Raw genomic sequence first — 21,908 nt, forward strand, 5'->3', positions numbered from 1 at the left:
AATCAAGACATAGATACTAAATATATACAGGGATTGGCGAAAAGTATGTTGAGCCGATCTTTGTTAAAACAATGTTTATAGAGGACTTTAAGCACATTTTATGAATTTGCAGTGAATCGGTTGCAAAATCGCTGTGTAAATTATTAAAAACAATTGTGGATTTTATGCACTTGGTCTTTATAATCATGGCTTTTAGTACTTATCCTTGTGGAATCATACACGATGACTGACTTAGTTCAGCAGTTGGCAAAAGAACTTGCCGTACGTCCAAATCAAGTTGAAGCTGCCATCAAGCTTATCGACGAAGGTGCCAGTGTTCCATTTATTGCACGTTACCGTAAAGAAGTAACGCAGGGCTTAGACGATACGCAGTTACGCCAGCTCGATACGCGTCTCGCGTACTTGCGTGATTTATATGAGCGCCGTGAAAAAGTCATTGAATCACTGAAAGAACAAGACAAATTATCAGAAGACTTATTGGCACGCGTTATTGCAGCCGAAACCAAAAATGCATTAGAAGAAATTTATGCGCCGTACCGCCCTAAACGTACGAGTAAATCTTTTAAAGCCAAAGAAGCTGGTTTAGGTCCAATTGCAGAGAAAATTTTTACAGATGCAATTGATCCAGTAGAGGCGCTTAATGGATTTAGTCATGCAGACTACCCAGATACTGAAAGTCAATTAGATGCAATTCAGCATATTTTAATTGATGAGTGGGCACAAAATATTGCTTTAACCACTACGCTAAAAGATACATTTGCAAAAACTGCAGTATTGAAAAGCCTTGTGGCGAGTGATGAGAAAAAAGAAGTGGGCAAAAAGTTCCGCGACTATTTTGATTTTTCAGAGAGTCTGAACAAAGTTCCATCACACCGCTTACTGGCAATGCTTCGTGGCCGTCAAGAAAATGTCTTGGGCTTAAAGGTAGATGGTGAAGATACAGCACCATTAGCACGCATCGAAACTGAATATGATTTAGAGACGATCCAGCCACAAAGCCGTCAGGATTATTTAAAGCAAACAGCAAAATTGTTTTGGTTAGGCAAGGTGCGTCCTGCCATCGAACATTCATTGTTGACTGAAAAGCGTTTAGCTGCTGAAGCTGAAGCAATGAACGTATTTGCTGAAAATCTACGTCACTTGTTGTTGTCTGCTCCTGCAGGTGCGCGTACAACACTGGGCGTGGACCCTGGCATCCGTACGGGCGTTAAATTGGCAGTAGTGAATGCATCTGGCGATGTACTTGCACATAGCACAATTTACCCATTTGCACCTAAAGACGATAAAGCGGGCTCAATTGCTGAACTTGCACGTTTATGCCGTGAGTTTAATGTTGATCTGATTGCGATTGGTAACGGTACTGCAAGCCGTGAAACAGAAGCAGTTGTGGCAGAGATGATGGCAGCCAACAGCGATCTGAAATTGACACGTGTATCAGTTTCAGAAGCAGGCGCATCGGTGTATTCAGCATCTGAATTGGCATCTGCTGAATTACCAGAATTAGACGTATCTATTCGTGGTGCGGTTTCAATCGCACGTCGTTTACAAGACCCGCTTGCTGAGCTAGTGAAAATTGATCCAAAATCTATTGGTGTAGGTCAATATCAACATGATGTAAACCAAACTGGTTTGGCAAAAACACTTGAAGCTGTGGTTGAAGACTGTGTGAACTCTGTTGGTGTGGATGTAAACACGGCCTCTGCTGCAATTTTGGGTTATATCGCTGGTTTGAATAAATCGATTGCACAGCAAATTGTAGATTTCCGTAAAGAAAACGGCCGTTTTGATAACCGTCAAAACTTGAAGAAAGTACCACGTTTAGGCGAGCGTACTTTTGAACAAGCAGCAGGTTTCTTACGTATTCAAGATGGTACAGAACCATTAGATGCGTCGGCAGTTCATCCAGAATCTTATGCATTGGTTGCTAAAATTGTAGGTGCGAAAGCAACGACAGTAAAAGATATCATTGGCAATACTGAAATTATTCGCCAAGTGAATGCTGAAGAATTTGCAGATGACACATTCGGTTTACCAACGATTAAAGATGTGTTGGCTGAATTGGAAAAACCAGGCCGTGACCCGCGTCCTGAGTTCCGTACAGCGCAATTCCGTGATGACATTACTGAAGTTGCTCAACTAACTGAAGGCTTACAGCTTGAAGGTGTGGTGACCAATGTAACGAACTTTGGTGCATTTGTTGATGTGGGCGTACATCAGGATGGTTTGGTACATATTTCTGAATTAGCCAATAGTTTCGTGTCAGATCCACATAAAGTGGTGAAACCAGGTCAAATTGTACAAGTACGTGTACTTAACGTAGATGTTGAACGTAACCGTGTGAATTTATCGATGCGTCCAGAAGGTTCAGAAGCGCCTGCGAAAGCACCGCGCCAACCACGCCGTGATAATGATCAGCCACGTGGTGAACGCAAGCCTCAAGGCAAACGTCCGCAGAATGCACGTCCACAAGGCGATCGCCCACAAGCGAAGAAACCACACACTCAAAAACCACAAGAGCAAAAAATTGGTGGTTTAGGCGCATTGTTATTACAAGCAGGTGTGAAAGGTTCTAAGTAATCTTTTCACCGCAATAAAAAAACCTCCCAGTTGGGAGGTTTTTTTATCGTAAAAATTAGCCATTGATGATGGGCACAATCCAACCACATACAATCAGCATGATGCCTAAATGTCCGAGTTTTCGGGTGATGCTCACCAGCTTAGTCGGTGGTTGTTCCAGCTGCTTCGCATATTCTTCCATGCTGATCCCTTTCTTGGATTTGCTGGTATATAAGAACACGGCCAAATCAATACAAATTAAAATGGTCCCAATATCTGAAACGAGTTCCATTAAATCAAAGTCTTGTGTATATAGCGACAACGCAACGCCGTACACAAGATAAATGCCAAAGGCTAAACACAGATATTGCAGGACCCATAAAAACTTCTGCATAATTTTCAACATATCAATAGATCAGGGGGATTATACAAATAATTTGTAGAATGCCCAAAACTACAGGTCTTGTAAGACATCGGCAAAATTTTGGCTCTCAATTAGGGCTAAAAACTCATCGCCTAAACGCTGACTTTCAGCTACAGATTGTTTCCACATTTTAATCCGCTGCTCGGGGTCTAAACCTTTTAAAACAAAGTCTTTACGATCGGGCAGGCGACCCAAGGGCAATGAATCTAGATAGCTTTGTGAAGGCGAAATCAACAGCGTGCGTGCCTGATTGACGGGATTGGCTTGGCGTGATTTAAACATTTTATCAAACCAGCCAGGAATAATACTGTCACTGAAATGAGGGTAGAGCACAATACCTTGGCTTTCAAATGCCAAGTCAAGATGATAGTCAATCAGGCCACCATCTCGATAGACACCTAATGGCGCATCTTGAATATTTTTAACTGCAGGTGTGACTCCGGGAATAGAACCAGAAGCCATGAGCCAATCCGCCACATTATGTGCATTGAAGTTGAGATAATGGGTTTTAAAGGCGTCATCTGGCATTTTAAATTGAGGAAACTGAGAAGGCTGACAAATCACACGTTGCATAAATTTGCTTAAATGATCGCGTGAAATAGCATTTGCACCCACAATACCGGCCAAGCTACCATACAGTGCAAGACGCTGATCACTTTGAAATAAATGAGAGGCTTTGGCTGCAATAATGGTGAGATGATAGTCGGGATGCTGAACCAGTTTTTCAGTTTGCTGACCAATGATGCCATGAAGCATATCTCTAGAAATTTTTTCAATTTCTGCAATGCGCATTTTTTTATGAAAAGGCAAATGAATATAAAGTTCGGCCAATTGTTCAGGCCCAGCAATTTCACCCTGAGCCAAAATTCCAGCAAAGCGCCATGCCCCTACTGATGAACCAATTAAAAAGCGACGCTGTTTGGCACGTGGTAGAAAATCACCAAAAATGGCTTGGTCGAGACCCATTAAGCCAATGCCTTTCGGTCCCCCTGCAGCCCCAGGAATCATATCGATTTGGGCCGCATTTAATCCGTCTTTTTCAATTAACTGACGTGCAATACGCCCAGCCCGAAGCGAAAGTGCGGGCGCAGACTTTTTTAATATTTGGATCATAAATAGGCTATGAATATGAAAAATGGCAGTTCGAGCATAACAAAACAGCCAGTAAATTGCTTGTGTTGATCAAGGGTGTCTTTAACTTAAAATAAAAAATCGCAAGGGATTAAGTTGCGATTTTTTATGGTAAGTAAACTGTTTAAGTGTTTAGAACATGCGAGCTTGTAGGCCTATAGAGGCAAGGCCATAGCGTTTTTCTAAGCGAGAAGCGGTTACCCCGTTGTAAACGAAAGGGATATAACCGACAAAGTTGTTTTGGTAGATTTCACCTTGAACAAAGCCGGTGATTGTTGGTGAAAAATCGTAGCTAAATTTCATGCCAAGCGTGTGGTTGTCTTTGATTGCGCTATTACCAAACTGATTGACGCGATCGTCGATATTCTTACGCCATAAGCGTTGATAGTGATACGCAACTTGGCTTTCAAATTGTTGATAGCGCCAGTTCCACGATGCGCCTAAATTAGTGAAATAGCTGTCGTAATTTAAGTCTTTATCAATCTCAAGGCCGAACTCATTGGCATTACCACTTATCGCTAGATCATTCAGAGTAATTGAACCACTTTTACACGGCTGGGCTAAGTTGCCTGCATATTGATTACTACTATTGATGTTTACATTCATCAAGCAACCTTGTTGCATGGCTTGAATTTGGAGCTGACTCACTTCCACTTTACTGTAGCCCACACTAACAAAAGCATTCAGCTGATTCATTGGGTCGAGCTTACGTGAGAAAATACCATCAAGTTGCAGTTGAAGATCTTGTGGGTCTTCAACTTTTACATTTTGGAATGTACGTTGATTAACTTTTGTTGGGGTGGATTTGGTTAAGGTGTTTGCAGTATTTCCCCAAAGACTTGCACGGAAGGTGAGTGCATCATTCTTATTTAAATTTAATGCTGGGGTATAGCGCGCTGCAATTAAACCACTGTCAATTTTATTGGTGTCTTGGCTGTAGTCAATTTCTCGATGCCAATAGGTACCTTCAACTGACCATTGTGGGTTAATCTGGTAGCTTGCCCCAAGATGAAAACCTTGGTAATCACCCGCAGATTTGTCCGTAATACCTTCGCTTTGTCGCATGTCTAGAAAATCGATGGTGTCATTAACAGCATCAATAGCAAAGGTCATTTGCAATGCTGCATTATGTTTTGCATTAAAGTCTTTTGCAGTTAAGAAAGGGTCATTGGGTGCTGCGATTAGTTGTGTGCTAATCACCAAGCAAGTGCAGGAAATAAGAAGTTTAAAATGCATAATTCTGGGTCACTCTAAAACGTAAGCAATGAAAAAAGCCAGTTCGAAAACTGGCTTTTTAGTTTTTGAATTAATTTAGTTTGAAATATGCAGTTATCGATGGTGCGCTAAAGTTTTCGCCATTAAAGTTGGCTTGGCTTGTTGGCAGATTTAAATCAGCATCTATTACATAAGAGATTGGTAGGACGTATGCTGTTACGTTAATTGCATCACCTGTAGCCAATTCTGAATAATACTGATTGTAGTAGCCTTTCAATGTAGCATTGCTGTCAATTAGAGCTTGTAGTGAAATAGCACCATTGCTTGAGCTTACTTTAATATCTTGATCAATCGTGAAAGTTGCATTTTTCAAGCTATTAATGGTCGACGAAATTGTGATTTTCGCACCAGCTGGAATGATGGCTTTTTCTAGGTTGCCCGTATTATCAAAAGTTGCTTGAATACTATTTACGGTGACATTTAAATCTTTTTGAGCAGTACCACGAATTCCATGTAATGCAAAAGCAAGCTTAATCGTGTCTTTTAATGATGTTGTTGCATTTTTCATTTTAAATGAAACATTTAAGTTGCTTGTTAATTGACTTAGGCCAATTGCTAATGGTGCTGTTGCTGAACCTTTAATCTGAGTTAAATCGTAGTTTGCAAGTTTGAAGTCACTATAAACTGGAGTAAGTAACTCTGCTTGCAGTTGATCTTGAATGCCACCTTCATTATTTTGTAGTTTTTGTTGTAAGGCTTCAGCGGTTAAATTGCCACCTGTAGTAACAACCGTATTTAATGCATCTGCAACAGTGCTTACACTATGGCTTATTTGATCTAAAACGCTGTTATCAATCACAATAGTATTGTCATTGATGGCTGTTGTTGCATCTGCTTTAACAGTAGCTAATAGGTTCTGCAGTGCTGTGGTATCTAATTTGGTTGTTCCGTCAGTAAATAGTTTTCCAGCTGATAATTGTTTTACCAATGCACCAAATGCAAGTTCAGTTGCTTTGCTTGCATCTAGAGCCACAGAACCATCTGATTTACTAATGCTTTGTAAGCTATCTTCAATTTGGTTAGCAAGTTGCTGAATAACGAAAATCGTTGCCATATCTTTAGCACTTGCATCTTTAACAGGATCAAAGCCTGCAAGGTTAAAATTAGATGCTTTAAGCTTAGCAAGTGTTTCAGCAGAAAGGCCTAAATTAGTTAACAATGATTCAATGCCTGCTGAGCCAGCATACACTTGTAAGGTGGTTAATGGGCTTACAACAACTGCTGCGCTATTGAAGTTTTGCAGATCAGTTTTTTGAATTTTTAGTGTACCAGTGAAGCTTAATCCAGTGGCAATATCAGTACCGCCAGTCACAGTCATGGCTGAACTTTGGCATTTTTCAGTGGTTTTAAATGTAAATTCACCTTTATCTCCTGTTTTTTCAACAAGAGGGAGGCCATTGCTATCCAGACAGTCAGTTAAAGTGACTGTTGCATTTTTTAAATAGAAATCGACAGCTTGACCAGAAACTGTTTTAGATGCGAAAGGAGGTGTTGTGCTGCCTCCATCACTTCCACCCCCACCGCCACATGCAGTTAATAGTGAAGTTAAAGCAATTGATAAGACAGACAGTTTTAATGTTTTATGCTTCATTATTTTGAATCTCGAAGTGAAGGGTTACGTGATGTAACTTATATCAAATAAAAAAACAAAAAATATACAAAAAGTAATAATCATGAGAAAGATAAAATAATATTGAGTTATGATTAATATGTTTTTTTATGGATAAATATCTAAATATTTTGTTTTAAATATTAACAGGTATTATTTTGATTGGATTTCGTATTTTAAAATTAAGATAAAAATACCGTGAAAATAGATATAAAAAATATTTAAATTACAAATACATATATTTATAAGGCTTTAATTGAATTCTGCGATGTATGTCACAAAAAACCAGTATGTTCAGCACATGATTTGCTGAACATACTGGTTTTAAATTATTTAAAAATTCGCCAAAGAGATAATAAGCTTGCCAGTGCAATAAGAAGAACAGAGATATACCACGGAGAAATAACGGCAATCGCTAAGAAGATGGCAATGAAGCTACCGAAGATCCAACTACGCTTTTGTTGCTGTTCGAGCTGTAAACGTATGGTTTGAATCTCATGTAATTGTTTGGCATTCCAAGCGGATTGGTTTTTGAGACCATTTAAGCTATCAATGAGTAAGGTAGGTAAATCTTGTGCCCCTAGAAGTAAGTCGGGAATTTTTTGTCCTAACTCTTTCAAGTTTTTTTGTGGATTCATTTGGGTTTTAATCCAATCCGTTAGAATTGGTTTTGCAAGGCTCCAAATATCCAGTTCTGGATATAAATCTGTGCCTAAACCTTCCACATGGACTAAGGTTTTAAGCAACAGCATTAATTGAGGTGGAATTTCCAAATGGAAGCGACGAGCCACATCCATCACTTCAATCAAGATGCCCGCAAAATCCAGTTCATGCATTGGTTTAGAGACCATTGGGCCAACCGTCCGACGCATTTCTCGTGCTAAAGCATCTTGGTCTGTGCCTGGTGGAATCCAGCCTGCTTGATGTACCACTTGAATCAGTTGCATAAAGTCACTATTCATGACGGCCAGTAGCATGCGTGCTACGGTCATTTGGTCATGTTTAGATAACTCACCCATAATGGCGCAGTCCAGCGCAATAAAACGTGGATTTGCAGGATTAATCGTTTCCACAAAGACATTGCCTGGATGCATGTCTGCATGGAAAAAATTATCCCGAAAGACTTGGGTAAAGAAAATGGTCAGACCTTTTTCTGCCAAATCTTTACGGTCCATGCCCAGACGTTCAAAGGTTGCAATATCTGAAATTGGTACACCTGTGATACGCTCTTCCACCATGACGTCTTTGCTGTCCATATAGACTTCAGGCACATACATCATGCTTGAGCCTGTAAAGTAATGGCGCATACGACGGGTGTTGTCAGCCTCTAAAGTGAGGTCTAATTCTTTTAAAATAATTTGTCTATAGTCTTGAATAATTTCAGACAAGTGCAGTGCACGGGCAGCTTCTAAGCGTTTTTCTAAAAAATGACCGAGCCATTCTAAAATTTCAAAGTCTTGTAAAATTTGATTGCGAATATCTGGGCGTGTGACTTTGACCACGACTTCACGACCATCATGTAGTGCAGCTGTATGCACTTGGGCAATGGATGCTGCAGCCAAAGGTTGTTCATCAAAACGTGCAAATAAGGTATTTACATCAGCTTTAAGTGATTGCTGAATACGCATTTTCGCAACATTGTTGTCAAAGGGTTTGACACGGTCTTGCAGTAAAACCAGTTGTTGCAATACTTCGGGTGGAATGAGATCACGACGGGTAGAGAGCAGCTGGCCAAGCTTAATGGCCAAAGGACCCATTTCCTCTAAAGCCATTTTGAGCTTCAGCGGATTTTTGCGTTCGCGACTCGACCACGCCGCAGGATGCATACGAATCAACCCTAACACATGGCGTGCTTTTTCAGGCAACTCTTCCGCAGGGAATAACGTGTCGAGTCTATAGTGCGCGGCAATGCGCCAAAGGTCGATTAAACGTCTCAAATGCGGAATCATATAAGTTTTACCTAGGGTTGAGTGGGGGTGTGTAATGCATCAATTTGATTTTGGAGTTGCTGAATCTTAGCTTCGGCACGATCCAAATTTTGATTTAAAATGCGTGTATCTTGGTTTAAATCGTCCATTTGCCAACGTGGTGCAAGTGCATGTAGGTCTTCTTTGAGGAAGTCTTCAGCAAAAAACAGTTGGCTTTGTAAGGATTGTTTTAAGTGTTTTGGTGCCAATTGAATTTTAGCAATTTCATGTGCTAAGGCAGGACCAATCAATGGCGAAAGGTGGGCTGCTAAATCTGGCTCTGCTTGGCGAATGATGCGCTGAATTTCTTGTAAAAGACGATAATCACCTTGTACAGGAATCGTGCCTACATCTTCAGCAAGCAACAGTTTAAGCGCAGCAACTGCATTTTCAACATGCAAGGTTGCTGTTGCTTCGATCACAGTATTCTGTGGATCAAAAGGGCGCTGCTCAAAGATGGATGGCGCGTTGCTGTGTCCTGTTGCGGTGGCTTCGAGACGAACTTTTCCGTCATCAAAAAAAACATCGACAGAAAGTTTAGGTGAGTCCATCACGACGCGGAGCATTTTTCCTTGCAAGGCGTTGAACTGGATGCGCGTAATGGCATCCAGATCAATAACATGATGAATCAATCTTTCCACTACGCCGAGTGCGAGAATTGACCACATAATGGAACCTTAAAAAACCGAATTAAAGTTTAAAGCCACGATGTACTGCAACAATACCGCCTGTGAGGTTATGGTAATCACAGTTTTGGAAGCCTGCATTTTCCATCATGCCTTTTAGAGTACGTTGGTCTGGATGCATACGAATTGATTCTGCTAAATATTTATAGCTTTCTGAGTCATTCGCAATGATTTTACCCATAATCGGAAGTGCCGTGAATGAGTAAAGATCGTAGAGCTTAGAGAAAGGTTCAAACACAGGTTTAGAAAATTCGAGTACCAATAAACGGCCACCTGGCTTTAACACACGGTACATTGCGGCTAAAGCGGCATCTTTATCAGTCACGTTGCGTAGACCAAATGAAATGGTGAGTAAATCAAAACTGTTGTCTGCAAAAGGCTCTAAAGTTTCCGCATTGGCCAAGACAAAATCAACGTTCGTGCAACCTGCATCAATTAAACGATCACGGCCAACGTTTAACATTGATTCGTTGATGTCTGAAAGAACGACATGACCTGTAGGGCCGACTTCACGACTGAAAACTTTGGCTAAGTCACCTGTACCACCCGCAATATCAAGCACGTGTTGACCACGGCGTACGCCAGACATGTTAATTGCAAAACGTTTCCAAAGACGGTGAATACCAAAAGACATCAGGTCATTCATAATGTCGTACTTGGCAGCAACAGAATGGAAAACTTCAGCCACTTTTTGTGCCTTATCTTCACTGTTGACGGTTTGATAACCGAAGTGCGTTGTTGCGCCAACATTACCTGTATTGGCACCACGAGGTAGATTGTATTTTGGAATGGTGCCTGTTACTGGTGTATCGGTAAGGCGTTGTTCTAGAGACTGTTGTTGGCCTTGTGGCGCACCTTGAGGCAGAGATTCGGTTAAGAATGGGCTGACTTTGTCTGTATTTTGTGCTGCAGTTTCAGGTTGAGCAGGCTTTTGATTTTCATTAGACATTAAGTCACTCCTAACTTCAAAATAGGGTTAATTCATCATTGCATGCATGATGACAGATTCTCGTGCGTTGTACAGCAATCATCAAGCAATTGTTATGAATAATATACAGAATTATCTTGATTTCATGCGATGCTTACTTTGACATCGCTCCAAAATTATTGAAAGGGGTTGGGGTCACCAGCATGCACTTTCGCAACGATTTGGCGTTCAGTTGCGGTAAATTCTTTCACAAATTTTTCTGCAGATTTTAAGGGCTTCATTGCCGAAAAACCATCTTGCATAAAGTCATACATGACTTCAAAACGATATTTAGTGGCCGCACCTTTACACATTTTAAATGCCGTGTAGACGACGAAGGAACGCATATATTTGTCTAGGCTTTTGCCAAGCTCATCGAGTAAGGCTAATTGTTTTAGGCGGTCATCACTTTGATTGAGCTTGAGATAAGCTTGACGCATCATTTCATCGGTCAAGGTTTCGTTTGGATGATAGTCTTGTAGTAGTTGCATGGCGACTTGTTCGTCCAGCTGTACGGCTAAAATAGCTAAAGCGACGCCTGATGTACCAGTTTTAATTGCGTTATCTGGAATGAGTTTTTCTGCTTTGTGTGCATATTTGGTCAAGCGTGCAATTTGCTCTGCAAGGGCATCAAAGTCTGGGCCACCATATAAACGATTTAAAAAATATTCGGCCATGAGTACATTTTGTTTTTCAGCAAATTGTTGTGCATGGGTGCGCTGCATACGTGTTTTTTGCCAAAGCTGTACATCGGCCAAGCGTTGTTGGATCTCAGGATTTTTATGATAGTTCAGTTGAATATAAAGTTCTAAAAGATCGTCTAAAACAGCCAGCTTGGACATTGTGTGTCTCAATTATTTTCAAGTTCACCACATAGTAGCTGCACTTGAGATGTGCTGCTATGACAAATTGCAGGAAAAATGTAGAGCGCGCAGCCAGTTGGTTGCAAAATGCTTCAAAACTGCTGGCTAAAAGCACTTTTGAGCGCTTCTATAAAATTAAAAACTAGGGCTATACTGGAAAAAATCATCATAAAGTATCGAATAGAAAATGACGACAAAACAAAACCAATTTCAGTTGATGGATGAAGAACAATTATCGTTGGCACTGATTGAAGCTCAATATGCCCTGAAAGACAGCCGTGCTAAAACCAATGCTAAAAGTCAGTTGATTCTCGTGAGTGGCATTGAGTTGGCGGGGAAAGGTGAGGCGGTTAAACAGCTCAGAGAATGGTTAGATCCAAGATTTTTACAGGTGAAAGCTGATCCACCGAGAACGTTTAATCATAAAGAAACCTTTTGGCAGTCTTATGCACGCTCAATTCCAGCTGAAGGACAAATGATGGTGATGTTTGGCAATTGGTATAGTGATTTGCTGACCACGGCCATGCATGTATCACAGCCGATGGATGACACCATGTTTGATGAATATGTCGAAAACATGCGCAATTTTGAACAAGACTTAAAAAATAATAATGTCGATGTGATTAAAGTCTGGTTTGATCTGTCTTGGAAATCTTTGCAAAAGCGTTTAGATACGATGGACCCGAGTGAAGTGCATTGGCATAAATTACACGGACTAGATTGGCGAAATAAAAAACAATATGACAATCTGCAAAAGCTACGTCAGAGGTTTACCCAAGATTGGTTTTTGATTGATTGTGAAGATGAAAAAGAACGTGATCAGCAATTTGCACAATATATTTTGCGAGCAATACAACATTGCCCAGAACACTTAAAGCAGGGCAAAGGTCGCTGGAAACAAGCGACGATTCCAGAAGCTTTATTAAAGCCTGCAACAGATGTTATGGAGAAAGATGTATATAAACAAGAACTGAAACAGCTCAGCAAAAAGGTGTCGAAAGCACTGCGTTTTGATAGCCGAAATGTGGTGATTGCCTTTGAAGGTATGGATGCTGCAGGCAAGGGTGGTGCAATTAAACGAATTGTAAAAAAATTAGATCCCCGTGAATACGAAATTTATACCATTGGCGCACCTGAAAAATATGAATTGCGCCGACCTTATCAATGGCGCTTTTGGAACAAAATCCAGCCGAGTGAAAAGATCACCATTTTTGACCGTACTTGGTATGGGCGTGTATTGGTAGAGCGGATTGAAGGCTTTGCGAGCCCGATCGAGTGGCAACGTGCTTATGATGAAATTAATCGTTTTGAGCGAGATCTGGTGAACAGCAATACCGTTGTGGTGAAGTGTTGGCTGGCGATCAGTAAAGATGAGCAAGCGGCACGCTTTAAAGCGCGTGAAGAAACACCCCATAAACGCTTTAAAATTACACCAGAAGATTGGCGTAATCGGGAACATTGGGATGATTATTTAAATGCGGCTGCTGACATGTTTGAGCGCACGAATACGGAGTATGCGCCATGGCATGTGATTGCAACGGATGATAAAAATACTGCACGCTTAGACGTGCTACGTGCGATCTTAAAGCAATTGAAGGTTGAGTAAGTCTTGTGCTGTACCGCGATGAAATAGACTAAAAACAGTACTTAAATTGGAATGAAATAACATCTAATAATAAGGGCTAACCGAGAGCTTAGCCCTTATTTTTTTGTCAGCACTGCGCTATGTGTGTAGCGCAAGTGCTCAATCAATTTCGACCTGCTCATTTATGCGATAGCATGTATTTGAAGAGCGGACGAATTAGATGGTTGTACTACCTTGCTGTGCAATTTGTTTTTGTTGAATGCTTTTGGCTAAGTTGTAGCAATCTTCTACATGGGCATCTGCCACTTTTTTCATCACTATATAACCCAAAGTGGCTGCAATGGCTTGGCCACCGAGCGGAATGAATTTAGTTACTTGTTTGGTAATGTATTTGGCCGCAACATTATTGAGTGATTTTTTCATTGCTGTGCGGGCAACGACTAAACCAGAGAACTCTACACCACGTTTGCGTAGTTCGTTCCAATGGACTTGTTTGGTTTTTGGGTCAAACACGCTAATTTGCTCTGGCGCGAGCGCAAAGCGTGCATTTACCTCTGGAATGAGGAGCGACAAAATACCGACATCAATCACGACATCTAAAAAAGGCACGGGAATGACGGCAACCCCAGCAGAGAGGTAAGCACGTTTTTTTACCAGCTCTAGGCATTCTTGGCGGATGGCCTCCAAATCTAAGCTTGGATCAATGGAGTCTGGAACATTGTCTATTTTCATGGTGAAGATCCTTCTGCGCTCATCAAAGGTATTGATCGCTAATGTACTTTAAGATACGCGTTTCAAATTGATTTTTATACTGAATATTGTTTTCAAATTCGCATAGACAGCCATAAAAGTATAGTAAATAATCTTTATCGTTTTGCAGCGTCCGTATTTTATTGAGTGGAGAGAACATGGCTATTCGCGTCATACAAAGTCAGCGTGTTGAAATCTTATTAGAAGCCATGATTCAAGCAGGCCATCAAGCTGAAACTTCGCCCTTGGCCGCACTCAAGACCCAACATTTTATTGTGCCTTCTATGGCAGTGCAAACGTGGCTCACGACAAAATTATCAGAACAACAAGGTATTAGCGCCAATACCATGTTTCATCAGCGGATCCGTGCCTTTCAATGGTTTGCTTATCAGGCAGTATTGGATGATAAAGAAAAAGTACGGAAAGCCAATATTCCACGCTTAATTATTAAATGGCGTACCTATCAAATTTTAAAACCCTTTATTCAGCAGGCAAACAATCCTTTGTCTGTAGATCACCCTTTACATAGCATTGTGCAACGTATGTATGACAGCGCGTCCAGACTGAGTGATAGCACGGAGCAACAGCTCAAAAAGCAAGGCATGTTGTATTGGGTTTCGGAGCAAGTCTCACGCTTATTTAGTAACTATATGGAATACCGTGGACATTGTTTAAAACAACATGCGCAGGGCGAGTCTTGTGACTGTGCACATAATTGGCTGAAAGATTGGGGCAACAATCAGCCACTGGATTTGGATAAGCAATTTTTTATGCCAAGGCCTTTGTTTCCTGGTTTGGACAGCAAAGAAGAGCAAGTACAACAGCAACAAATTTCAAGCTTTGCTTTGGCACAAGCCGAACAACTTGAGCAATGGCAACGCTGGTTGTGGCATAGCGAATTTCATGCTGACTTTGAGTTAATGCAAAGTATTGATCAAAACTTTTGGCAAGTGATGGATGATCCTGCACAGCGTGTCAAAGCCTTACAAGCGTTGCCTAAACAGGTGGTGCTATTTACAGTACTGGATTTGCCTCCGAGCCAGCTGAGTTTTTTACGTCGTTTGGGGCAGTATATGGATGTGTTGATTTTGCACTTCAATCCATCGCAAGAGTACTGGGCAGACACCGTAGATGCCAACTGGAAAAAGCAATATGACGTAAAACTCAAACAACGCTTTCAAGAAAAAAATCCTGAAGCAACCACTGCACAAATTGACGCATTTTTTGAAAAATACACGCTGGAATATGGACAACAAAAAGATTCCAGACATCCACTGTTGACTCGTTTTGGCAAGCAAGCTCGGGATCATTTTTCATTGCTGGTCAATTTGGCTTCAGGTGAGCAAGATGAAGAGTGGCATGACCTTTTCCCAATGGATTATGAAGCGCATTTACTGGGGAAATTACAGTCTGATATTTTAAATTTGGCTGAGCCAGAACCTGAATCATTTGAATTGTTGGAACAAGATGATTCGATTCAACTGCATGTTTGCCATTCATCTTTGCGTCAGTTGGAAGTGCTCAAAGATCAATTGGTGCATTGGCTATCACAGAGCACGCCAGAACAGCCTCGTCAGCCCAATGATATTTTGGTGTTAAGTCCACAGCTCAAAGAGCTTGAACCGCTTATTCGCAGTGTATTTGCACCGCCACCACGAGAGCAGAGCTTTGAAAATACTGCACAGCAGACGCGTAAAGACAGTGTGTATTTGCCTGTTAAAATTGCAGGTGTACCACAGTTGGATACACAAAATGCATGGCGTGCTGTACTTGGACCAATTCAGTTAGGCCAAGGTCGCTTTAGCCTAGAAGATTTTGCAGATTGGCTGAATTTAGGTGCGGTGCAAACCCGTTATGCGCTGAGTACCGATCAAGCAGCACGTATGATTGAATTGCTCAGTGATGCCAAATTTAAGCGAGGCCTAGACGAAGAACATTTAAAGCGGAGTTTGGCTGCCAATGATCAGGACTATCGTTACAGTTTTAAATTTGCCTTAGACCGTTTGGTACTTGGCGTAGCGGTGCCTGAGCATGTCATGCTACAAGATACTTTAAGTTATGCCTATGTGCGTCCAGAAGATTTTGAGTTGATCAATATCTTGATCACGATGTATCAAGATTTTGCCGAACGTCGCCATTGGCTGGTAGAGCATGAGATGGGCATTCAACGTAATGTTGAAGAGTGGTTACATTTATTGCTACGTGATTTAGATCAGTACCAAAAACATGGCGTCACAGCCTTAAAAGCGGTGCGCGATACACTGCGTAAGTACATTACCTTAATTACGCTGTCGTACTATACCGAAGATGGTGAGCTGGGCCCGCAGGAGCAACTGCTACTCAAAGACATGCAATTGCCTTTGCCTTACTTATTACAAGAAATTCAAAATACTATTGATAGCCAAATGGATCAGGCTGTGCCGACTGGTCAAATTACTTTTAGCCAAATGGGGCAAATTCGTCCCTTGCCGTATAAGCTGATTGTGATGCTGAACTTAGACAGCGGGAAGTTCCCAAGCCGTCAGGTGCGTTTGCCTTTTGACTTAATGGATGTGCTGAAATCGCACTTGGGTGACCGTTCACGTTTAGATGATGAACAAGGCGCATTTTTAGATGCATTGTTGTTGGCCAAAGATAATTTATGGCTGTTTTATAATGGCTTTGATGTCAATGATGGTGAAATACGCGAGCCATCGAGTGTGGTGCAAGAATTTATTCGTCATTTGGCCGTGATCGTTCAGGGAGGGCGTGCAGAGAGCACTTTACCTCTGCTGACTACTTTGGATAGTGGCATTGAAGTGCCAGATAATTTAAAAATTTTGTATCGCATTCACAGTCTACAACCGTTTGAACTGCAGAATTTTGTTCACACTCGCCAAGAGCGAAAGATTCGCTATCAAGACCACTGGTTTCATGTGGCACAGCAACTACAACAGGCTCAGGGTGCGCGTACTGCATGGGCCAGCAAAGCCCTTAAGCCGACTGAAGTCGCTGATTTACAGTTAGATAGTAGCCAGTGGATCAAGCAAGTCACTTTTCCTGCCGAGCTCTATTTAAAAACCTTAGGCATTGTAAACCCTAAACCTGAGGACAGTTTGGCTACGGATGAGCCTTTACTTTTAGATGGTTTAGAAAAATATGCCGTACGCAATAGCTTATTGCAGTCGACGCAAATTGCGAGCGAAGACTTACTGTTAGATCAATTGCCTGTGGGTAAATTAAAAGAGGCGACTTGGAATAGTAGCTTACAACAGCATGAAGCTTTGCTGGAGCGAGTGAAAGCCGTGACCCAGAGCGATGATGCAACTTTAACGCCAGTGACTCAGCGCATGTTGAGCTTAGAAACCAATCTACAAATGCAAATTACTGTACCTGCCAAGCCTGTACAAACGTGGGTGAGCTTGACGGCATCGAGTGCCCGAGGGCGTCGCCGTGCACAAATTTGGTTGGAATATTTGCTTTGGTTGCATAGCTTGCCCGAGCAAGAGACACAAAGCTATCAACGTATAGAAGTATGTGGTGACCTTACGGTGTATTGTCAGGGGGTATCACCTGCGCAAGCGCGCGTGCACATTCAAGCGTGGCTCAAGGCTTGGCGCTATGGACAACAACGGCCTTTGGTTTTACCGGCCAATTTATTGCTGGCAAGTGAAAAAAGTGGTGCATTTACCTTAGAAAATAATGGTAAAGGCAATGAGCGCGGTGTGCGCTGGATTGAAAAAGAGGCAGGCATTTTAGTGCTTGAGCAAATCGAACAGTTAAAACAAAAATGGACGGCTGCAGGCGATTATAGTGCTTTTGATATTCGTTTCGATGAAGCCAATCAGGCACATCTGGATTGGGCCTTTATATTACGTGATCAGGACAGTAAACAGTTGCTGGAGCATTGCTGTGAATTATTTGCCTATGCACTGTATCAGCCGATTTTTCAGCATCAAACTGCGGAGTAAATGATGAATATTCAGGAAATTGAAAATCCAATCCGCAACATGCATTTTCAGGGCTTACATTGGATAGAAGCCTCGGCGGGTACGGGTAAAACTTTTACCTTATCGAGCCTGATGGTACGTATTTTGTTGGAAAAATATTTACCGCGACAAATTATTGCAACCACATTTACCCGAAAAGCGGCGGCAGAATTAAAAAGCCGTATTCGCCAGCGTTTATATCAAGTGTTGAGTCTGCTTGAAAGTTTAAGAAGCACACAAGTGGCGGTAATACAGGTCAAAGCTGAAGCTGAAAAAGATGAACTGGTGAAAGTGATTTTAGAACGTCATGCACATCAGATAGGCTATGCCTGTGATCGCTTGCAATTGGTGTTGGATCAGCTGGATGAACTATTTGTGGGGACCTTGGACAGCTTTAGCCAAAACCTACTTCGTGAATTCGCCTTTGAAAGTGGCAAAATTGAACGTGCTGAAATCACCAATGATGATAGCGTGTATATTCAACAATTGGTGCATGACACCTTGCGTGAATGGATTCAGCAACAATCACAAGATGCCATTAATTTACTGATACAACGTCAAAATTTGAAATCAGTCGATCATTATGCCGAGCTGATTGCAAAAAGCTTAAATTTTAGTTCGGCGAAGTTATTGCCAGTAGAGCAACCTGAGTTTGATTTGACCGCATTGCAACACGCAGTTAGTGCATTAAGCACATTAGACTTAGACAAAATTCGGAGTTTAGAGCAGTTTACGCCAAATGGTGACTATGCCAAATGGCTACTGCAACCATGGTCCAAATGGTCGATTGTTGAGCTTGTACTGGAGGACTTAAAGCTTCTTTTAGACGATGTTGCAACGCATGGCGTGAGTGTATTATTTGCCTCAAACACGGACGTATTGACACAGCTTAAGCAGTTTGTAGACAAGCTTGATCCACGAAATGCCACTGGCAAGAAAAAACTCACCGAAGATGAACTCACTATTATTCAGCCGCATCCAGTCATTGTGGCATTGGGGCAGGTCTTTGCTGCTTTGCAAGAATGCCAATCCAATTTGCAAGGGCTCGAAGCTTATCTGAAGTATTTTATTGCGCTACAAGCGAAGCAACGCTTACCGCAAATGCTACAAAGCAAAGGTGAAACCACGTTTGCACAGCAAATTCGAACCTTATCGGAAGCGCTTCAAGGCGAGCAAGGGGAAAAGTTTGCGGCCTTTGTGCATGCGCGCTATCCGCTTATTTTGGTCGATGAATTTCAAGACACCAACCTAGATCAAGACAGCATGCTGGCACAGATTTGGCGTCATCCTGCGCGTTTACAGCAGGGCTGTATGATTATGGTGGGTGACCGTAAACAGGCCATTTATGGCTTCCGTGGTGGCGATATGCTGACCTTTTTAAAGGCACGCAATGATGTGTATCGTAAGCAAGGCCAGTTTTATCAATTAACCAAAAACTTCCGTTCGATTGCCCCATTGGTCGATGTGGTGGATGCCTTATTTCAACGGCAAATGGATTTTGGTGAAGATGTGCATTATGTGCCGATTAGTGCAGGTGCATCGCATCCAGATTTATATGATGCAGGGCAAATCAATCCTGCGCCCTTACGTTGGGTGCAATTAGCGCGACCAGCCGATGAAGCCTCGCAAGTGGCGTGGCAAATTCAGCATTTACTCAATCAAGCCAAGCAAGGTGAGTTGTATTTTCAGTCACTCAAGGATGGAGAAACAATTCGTGAGGCATTGGCAGTAGAAGATATCGCCATTCTTTCGGCAGGCCATTCTGCATTAAATGCGGTACAAAAATCACTTTTGGCTTTGGGGATTAAAGTCAATCGTTCAGCCAAACGGAGTGTATTTAGTAGTGAGATTGCCCAAGATGTGGCTGCACTGTTAAATGCAATTTTAACGCCGTATCAAGAAGCCAAAGTGAAACGTGCGCTATTGGGACGTCTGATGGGGTTACAGTTGGTCGATTTGTGGCGTGATGACATGCAAATGTTGGATTTAAGCCACTATATTGCCCAATTTGATCACATTAGAGAGCTTTGGTTACATCAGGGCTTTTTGCCAGCTTGGCATTATTGTCTCAACTATTTCAAAATTTGGGAGCGTATTGTCGCGCTACAGAGTTTGAATAATGAGCGCGATGTGGTGAATTTACGTCATTTGACAGAATTACTCAGTGCGCAAAGCGAACACTTGCAAGGTGCACAGCATTTACATCACTGGTATCTCAAGCAATTGCAGTCGCCACAGCAACGCGACTGGGAGCTAGAGCGGCCTTTAAGTAATGCTGAAGGGGTGCAACTGATGACCATCCATCAGTCGAAGGGTTTAGAGTTTAAAGTCGTTTTTTTACTCAATGCTGATGGTGGAAAGAAGGCAGATAATAGTTTAATTTTTTCATACGAAGAGCAACCCCTTGCTGATGGGCAAGGCAATGAAAAGCACCGTGTGATTAACATTAGTGGGCATGCTGAAAAAGCAGAAAAAGAACAAAGTGATGCACGAAGTATCGCAGAGCAACATCGTCTTTGGTATGTGGCATTAACCCGTGCCAGTTATCGCATTTATGCCATGTTTAGAACCCAAGATCATAAGTCTGTCTACAGCTTGCCGTTTTGGCGTGGTGTTGCGCCTAATCATTTTGAACATGCAGGCTGCATGCAGCAGGAATTGCTTGAACAATGTCCAGACCTCATTTCGGTTGCACATGAGCAGACTTCGCAAGTCTTAGAGGCTTTGCCGTTGCCTGAGGCGCGGTTTTACCCGCGGAGCAATACCAGTTTTACTGGTTTATCACAGCATTTATCCTACCGCCAAAGCACCCAAGATCAGCTGGCGAATCAAGTTGAGATGCAAGACAGTGCTGAAGATGAACAAGACCAAGAAAGTGAAATCCAGTACAGCGCTTTGGGAGTTTCATGGATTAAGCAAAACTTTCCAAAAGGAACGGTGGCGGGAACATTCTTACACAGTGTGTATGAGCAAATTGATTTTCAAGATTCCGCTGCATGGCCATTGGAAATCTTAAGACGTTTTAAAAATGATGGCCCACAGCTACTGGATGAGCTACGTGAAAAATTGCAAGACAGTTTTGATGTGTGGAAAGTGTTTGCACAGGCATGGAAATCTGCGTATATAACGCTGACCGCGCCTTTGGATCATGCGGTACGTCAGGCTTTTGGTGAATTTATCCATACGCAGGAACAGCATAAATTAGTGCGCAGTGTGTATTTGGCATTTAACCATGACATTTTGCAACAGATGCTGGCCCATACCGATGTCCCTACAGCATGTACGAGGCTGTTTCAAAGTCAGCATAGCTATGATGCTTCACAGTTTTTAAAGCTGCTACAACCCTTGGTGGAACATATTCAGCAAGCAGATCCGAGTGCAACGCGGGATGGATTTATTCAGCAAGCGCAACAGTTGGGGAGTAGCCCTGCCTTAGATCAACCAAAGTCAACAAGCTTTTACCAAAACATTGGTTTTGGGGTGTTGGTTGAAGGCATGCAAAATGAAATCTTATATGCGCTAATGACACAGTGGACGCAAGAGGTCGTAAATACGCCATTGCATGCGGATTTTAGTTTGAGTCAGTTGTCTACAGACAGTCATCTCCCAGAGTTCCCATTTCAACTTTCACTGTCAGATCGACCCGTGCAAATTAAAAAAATTCAACAACTCTTCACGCAAGCTGGAATTGCGATTGAAGCACTAAATGAAGCCAATTCTGCACGTTATTTAATTGGTGCCATTGACTTGGTGTATTTCGATGGACAGCGTTATCACATTGCCGACTACAAGAGTAACTTTTTGGGTAAGGCACAGCAGGAATATACGCTGAGTGAAATCCGCCGAAACATGAGTAGTTCGAGTTATTGGTTACAAGCAGCCATTTATTTATTGGCCTTACATCGTTATTTGAAGGTGCAATTGCAGGATTATGATATCGCGCAGCATTTGGGTGGGGCGAGTTATTTGTACTTACGTGGCATGAATGGTGATGCTAATTATGGCGTGTGTCATTGGCAACCCACAGCGGATTTTATACAAAAATTGGATGAAATATTGGGCAATTTTAATGTTGATAAACTGCGCTATATTGCCTAATTCGTCACAAAAAGTAGCAAATAAACAAT

General features: G+C 42.0%; 13 protein-coding genes. 4 read left to right on the forward strand and 9 right to left on the reverse strand.

What is annotated here, in order from left to right; genetic code table 11:
• Window positions 1–222: 222 nt before the first annotated feature.
• Complete coding sequence (locus DYI81_RS13665) at window positions 223–2,577, forward strand: Tex family protein (protein WP_117007842.1); 2,355 nt, start codon at window positions 223–225, stop codon at window positions 2,575–2,577.
• Window positions 2,578–2,632: 55 nt separating this feature from the next.
• On the opposite strand, the gene DYI81_RS13670 is transcribed toward DYI81_RS13665, so the two are convergent.
• The 8 genes from DYI81_RS13670 to DYI81_RS13705 form a co-directional block, all read right to left on the reverse strand.
• A complete protein-coding gene (locus DYI81_RS13670; RefSeq protein ID WP_117007866.1) occupies window positions 2,633–2,950 on the reverse strand; it encodes a hypothetical protein in 318 nt (105 codons plus the stop codon).
• A 60-nt stretch (window positions 2,951–3,010) separates the two neighbouring features.
• Window positions 3,011–4,093, reverse strand: coding sequence for a patatin-like phospholipase family protein (locus DYI81_RS13675; protein ID WP_117007844.1), 1,083 nt, complete (start codon window positions 4,091–4,093; stop codon window positions 3,011–3,013).
• A 150-nt stretch (window positions 4,094–4,243) separates the two neighbouring features.
• Window positions 4,244–5,347, reverse strand: a complete 1,104-nt coding sequence (locus DYI81_RS13680; protein WP_106985546.1) for a hypothetical protein — start codon at window positions 5,345–5,347, stop codon at window positions 4,244–4,246.
• A 70-nt stretch (window positions 5,348–5,417) separates the two neighbouring features.
• Window positions 5,418–6,977 carry a hypothetical protein gene (locus DYI81_RS13685; protein WP_240627419.1) on the reverse strand — a complete coding sequence of 520 codons (1,560 nt, stop codon included), beginning with the start codon at window positions 6,975–6,977 and terminating at the stop codon, window positions 5,418–5,420.
• A gap of 347 nt (window positions 6,978–7,324) precedes the next feature.
• The gene (locus DYI81_RS13690; protein ID WP_106985544.1) at window positions 7,325–8,944 is read right to left on the reverse strand and encodes an AarF/UbiB family protein; all 1,620 of its coding nucleotides are present in this window, start codon (window positions 8,942–8,944) and stop codon (window positions 7,325–7,327) included.
• Between the two features lie 11 nt (window positions 8,945–8,955).
• A complete protein-coding gene (locus tag DYI81_RS13695) occupies window positions 8,956–9,630 on the reverse strand; it encodes a hypothetical protein (RefSeq protein WP_117007847.1) in 675 nt (224 codons plus the stop codon).
• Between the two features lie 22 nt (window positions 9,631–9,652).
• Window positions 9,653–10,597, reverse strand: a complete 945-nt coding sequence (ubiE, locus tag DYI81_RS13700) for a bifunctional demethylmenaquinone methyltransferase/2-methoxy-6-polyprenyl-1,4-benzoquinol methylase UbiE (RefSeq protein WP_106985542.1) — start codon at window positions 10,595–10,597, stop codon at window positions 9,653–9,655.
• A 155-nt stretch (window positions 10,598–10,752) separates the two neighbouring features.
• Window positions 10,753–11,457, reverse strand: coding sequence for a hypothetical protein (locus tag DYI81_RS13705; protein WP_117007849.1), 705 nt, complete (start codon window positions 11,455–11,457; stop codon window positions 10,753–10,755).
• A gap of 208 nt (window positions 11,458–11,665) precedes the next feature.
• Between DYI81_RS13705 and DYI81_RS13710 the strand changes: the two genes are divergently transcribed.
• Complete coding sequence (locus DYI81_RS13710; RefSeq protein WP_117007850.1) at window positions 11,666–13,084, forward strand: phosphate--AMP phosphotransferase; 1,419 nt, start codon at window positions 11,666–11,668, stop codon at window positions 13,082–13,084.
• Window positions 13,085–13,279: 195 nt separating this feature from the next.
• On the opposite strand, the gene DYI81_RS13715 is transcribed toward DYI81_RS13710, so the two are convergent.
• Window positions 13,280–13,795: a hypothetical protein gene (locus DYI81_RS13715; RefSeq protein WP_106985539.1), complete on the reverse strand. Its 516-nt coding sequence runs from the start codon at window positions 13,793–13,795 to the stop codon at window positions 13,280–13,282.
• 176 nt (window positions 13,796–13,971) lie between these two features.
• Here DYI81_RS13715 and DYI81_RS13720 point away from each other — a divergent pair, with 176 nt between their 5' ends.
• Both DYI81_RS13720 and DYI81_RS13725 read left to right on the forward strand, forming a co-directional pair.
• Complete coding sequence (locus DYI81_RS13720; protein WP_117007852.1) at window positions 13,972–17,763, forward strand: exodeoxyribonuclease V subunit gamma; 3,792 nt, start codon at window positions 13,972–13,974, stop codon at window positions 17,761–17,763.
• A gap of 3 nt (window positions 17,764–17,766) precedes the next feature.
• Complete coding sequence (locus DYI81_RS13725; protein WP_117007868.1) at window positions 17,767–21,879, forward strand: UvrD-helicase domain-containing protein; 4,113 nt, start codon at window positions 17,767–17,769, stop codon at window positions 21,877–21,879.
• The last annotated feature ends 29 nt before the right edge of the window (window positions 21,880–21,908 follow it).

This window comes from Acinetobacter sp. SWAC5 (genome assembly GCF_003419885.1).
Taxonomy (GTDB): Bacteria; Pseudomonadota; Gammaproteobacteria; order Pseudomonadales; family Moraxellaceae; genus Acinetobacter; species Acinetobacter cumulans.

What these genes read in the sequence shown, in the direction of transcription:
- DYI81_RS13665 (WP_117007842.1), top strand. Translation starts at nt 223, where the DNA reads ATGACTGACTTAGTTCAGCAGTTGGCAAAAGAACTTGCCGTACGTCCA.
- DYI81_RS13670 (WP_117007866.1), bottom strand. Translation starts at nt 2,950, where the DNA reads ATGCAGAAGTTTTTATGGGTCCTGCAATATCTGTGTTTAGCCTTTGGC.
- DYI81_RS13675 (WP_117007844.1), bottom strand. Translation starts at nt 4,093, where the DNA reads ATGATCCAAATATTAAAAAAGTCTGCGCCCGCACTTTCGCTTCGGGCT.
- DYI81_RS13680 (WP_106985546.1), bottom strand. Translation starts at nt 5,347, where the DNA reads ATGCATTTTAAACTTCTTATTTCCTGCACTTGCTTGGTGATTAGCACA.
- DYI81_RS13685 (WP_240627419.1), bottom strand. Translation starts at nt 6,977, where the DNA reads ATGAAGCATAAAACATTAAAACTGTCTGTCTTATCAATTGCTTTAACT.
- DYI81_RS13690 (WP_106985544.1), bottom strand. Translation starts at nt 8,944, where the DNA reads ATGATTCCGCATTTGAGACGTTTAATCGACCTTTGGCGCATTGCCGCG.
- DYI81_RS13695 (WP_117007847.1), bottom strand. Translation starts at nt 9,630, where the DNA reads ATGTGGTCAATTCTCGCACTCGGCGTAGTGGAAAGATTGATTCATCAT.
- ubiE (WP_106985542.1), bottom strand. Translation starts at nt 10,597, where the DNA reads ATGTCTAATGAAAATCAAAAGCCTGCTCAACCTGAAACTGCAGCACAA.
- DYI81_RS13705 (WP_117007849.1), bottom strand. Translation starts at nt 11,457, where the DNA reads ATGTCCAAGCTGGCTGTTTTAGACGATCTTTTAGAACTTTATATTCAA.
- DYI81_RS13710 (WP_117007850.1), top strand. Translation starts at nt 11,666, where the DNA reads ATGACGACAAAACAAAACCAATTTCAGTTGATGGATGAAGAACAATTA.
- DYI81_RS13715 (WP_106985539.1), bottom strand. Translation starts at nt 13,795, where the DNA reads ATGAAAATAGACAATGTTCCAGACTCCATTGATCCAAGCTTAGATTTG.
- DYI81_RS13720 (WP_117007852.1), top strand. Translation starts at nt 13,972, where the DNA reads ATGGCTATTCGCGTCATACAAAGTCAGCGTGTTGAAATCTTATTAGAA.
- DYI81_RS13725 (WP_117007868.1), top strand. Translation starts at nt 17,767, where the DNA reads ATGAATATTCAGGAAATTGAAAATCCAATCCGCAACATGCATTTTCAG.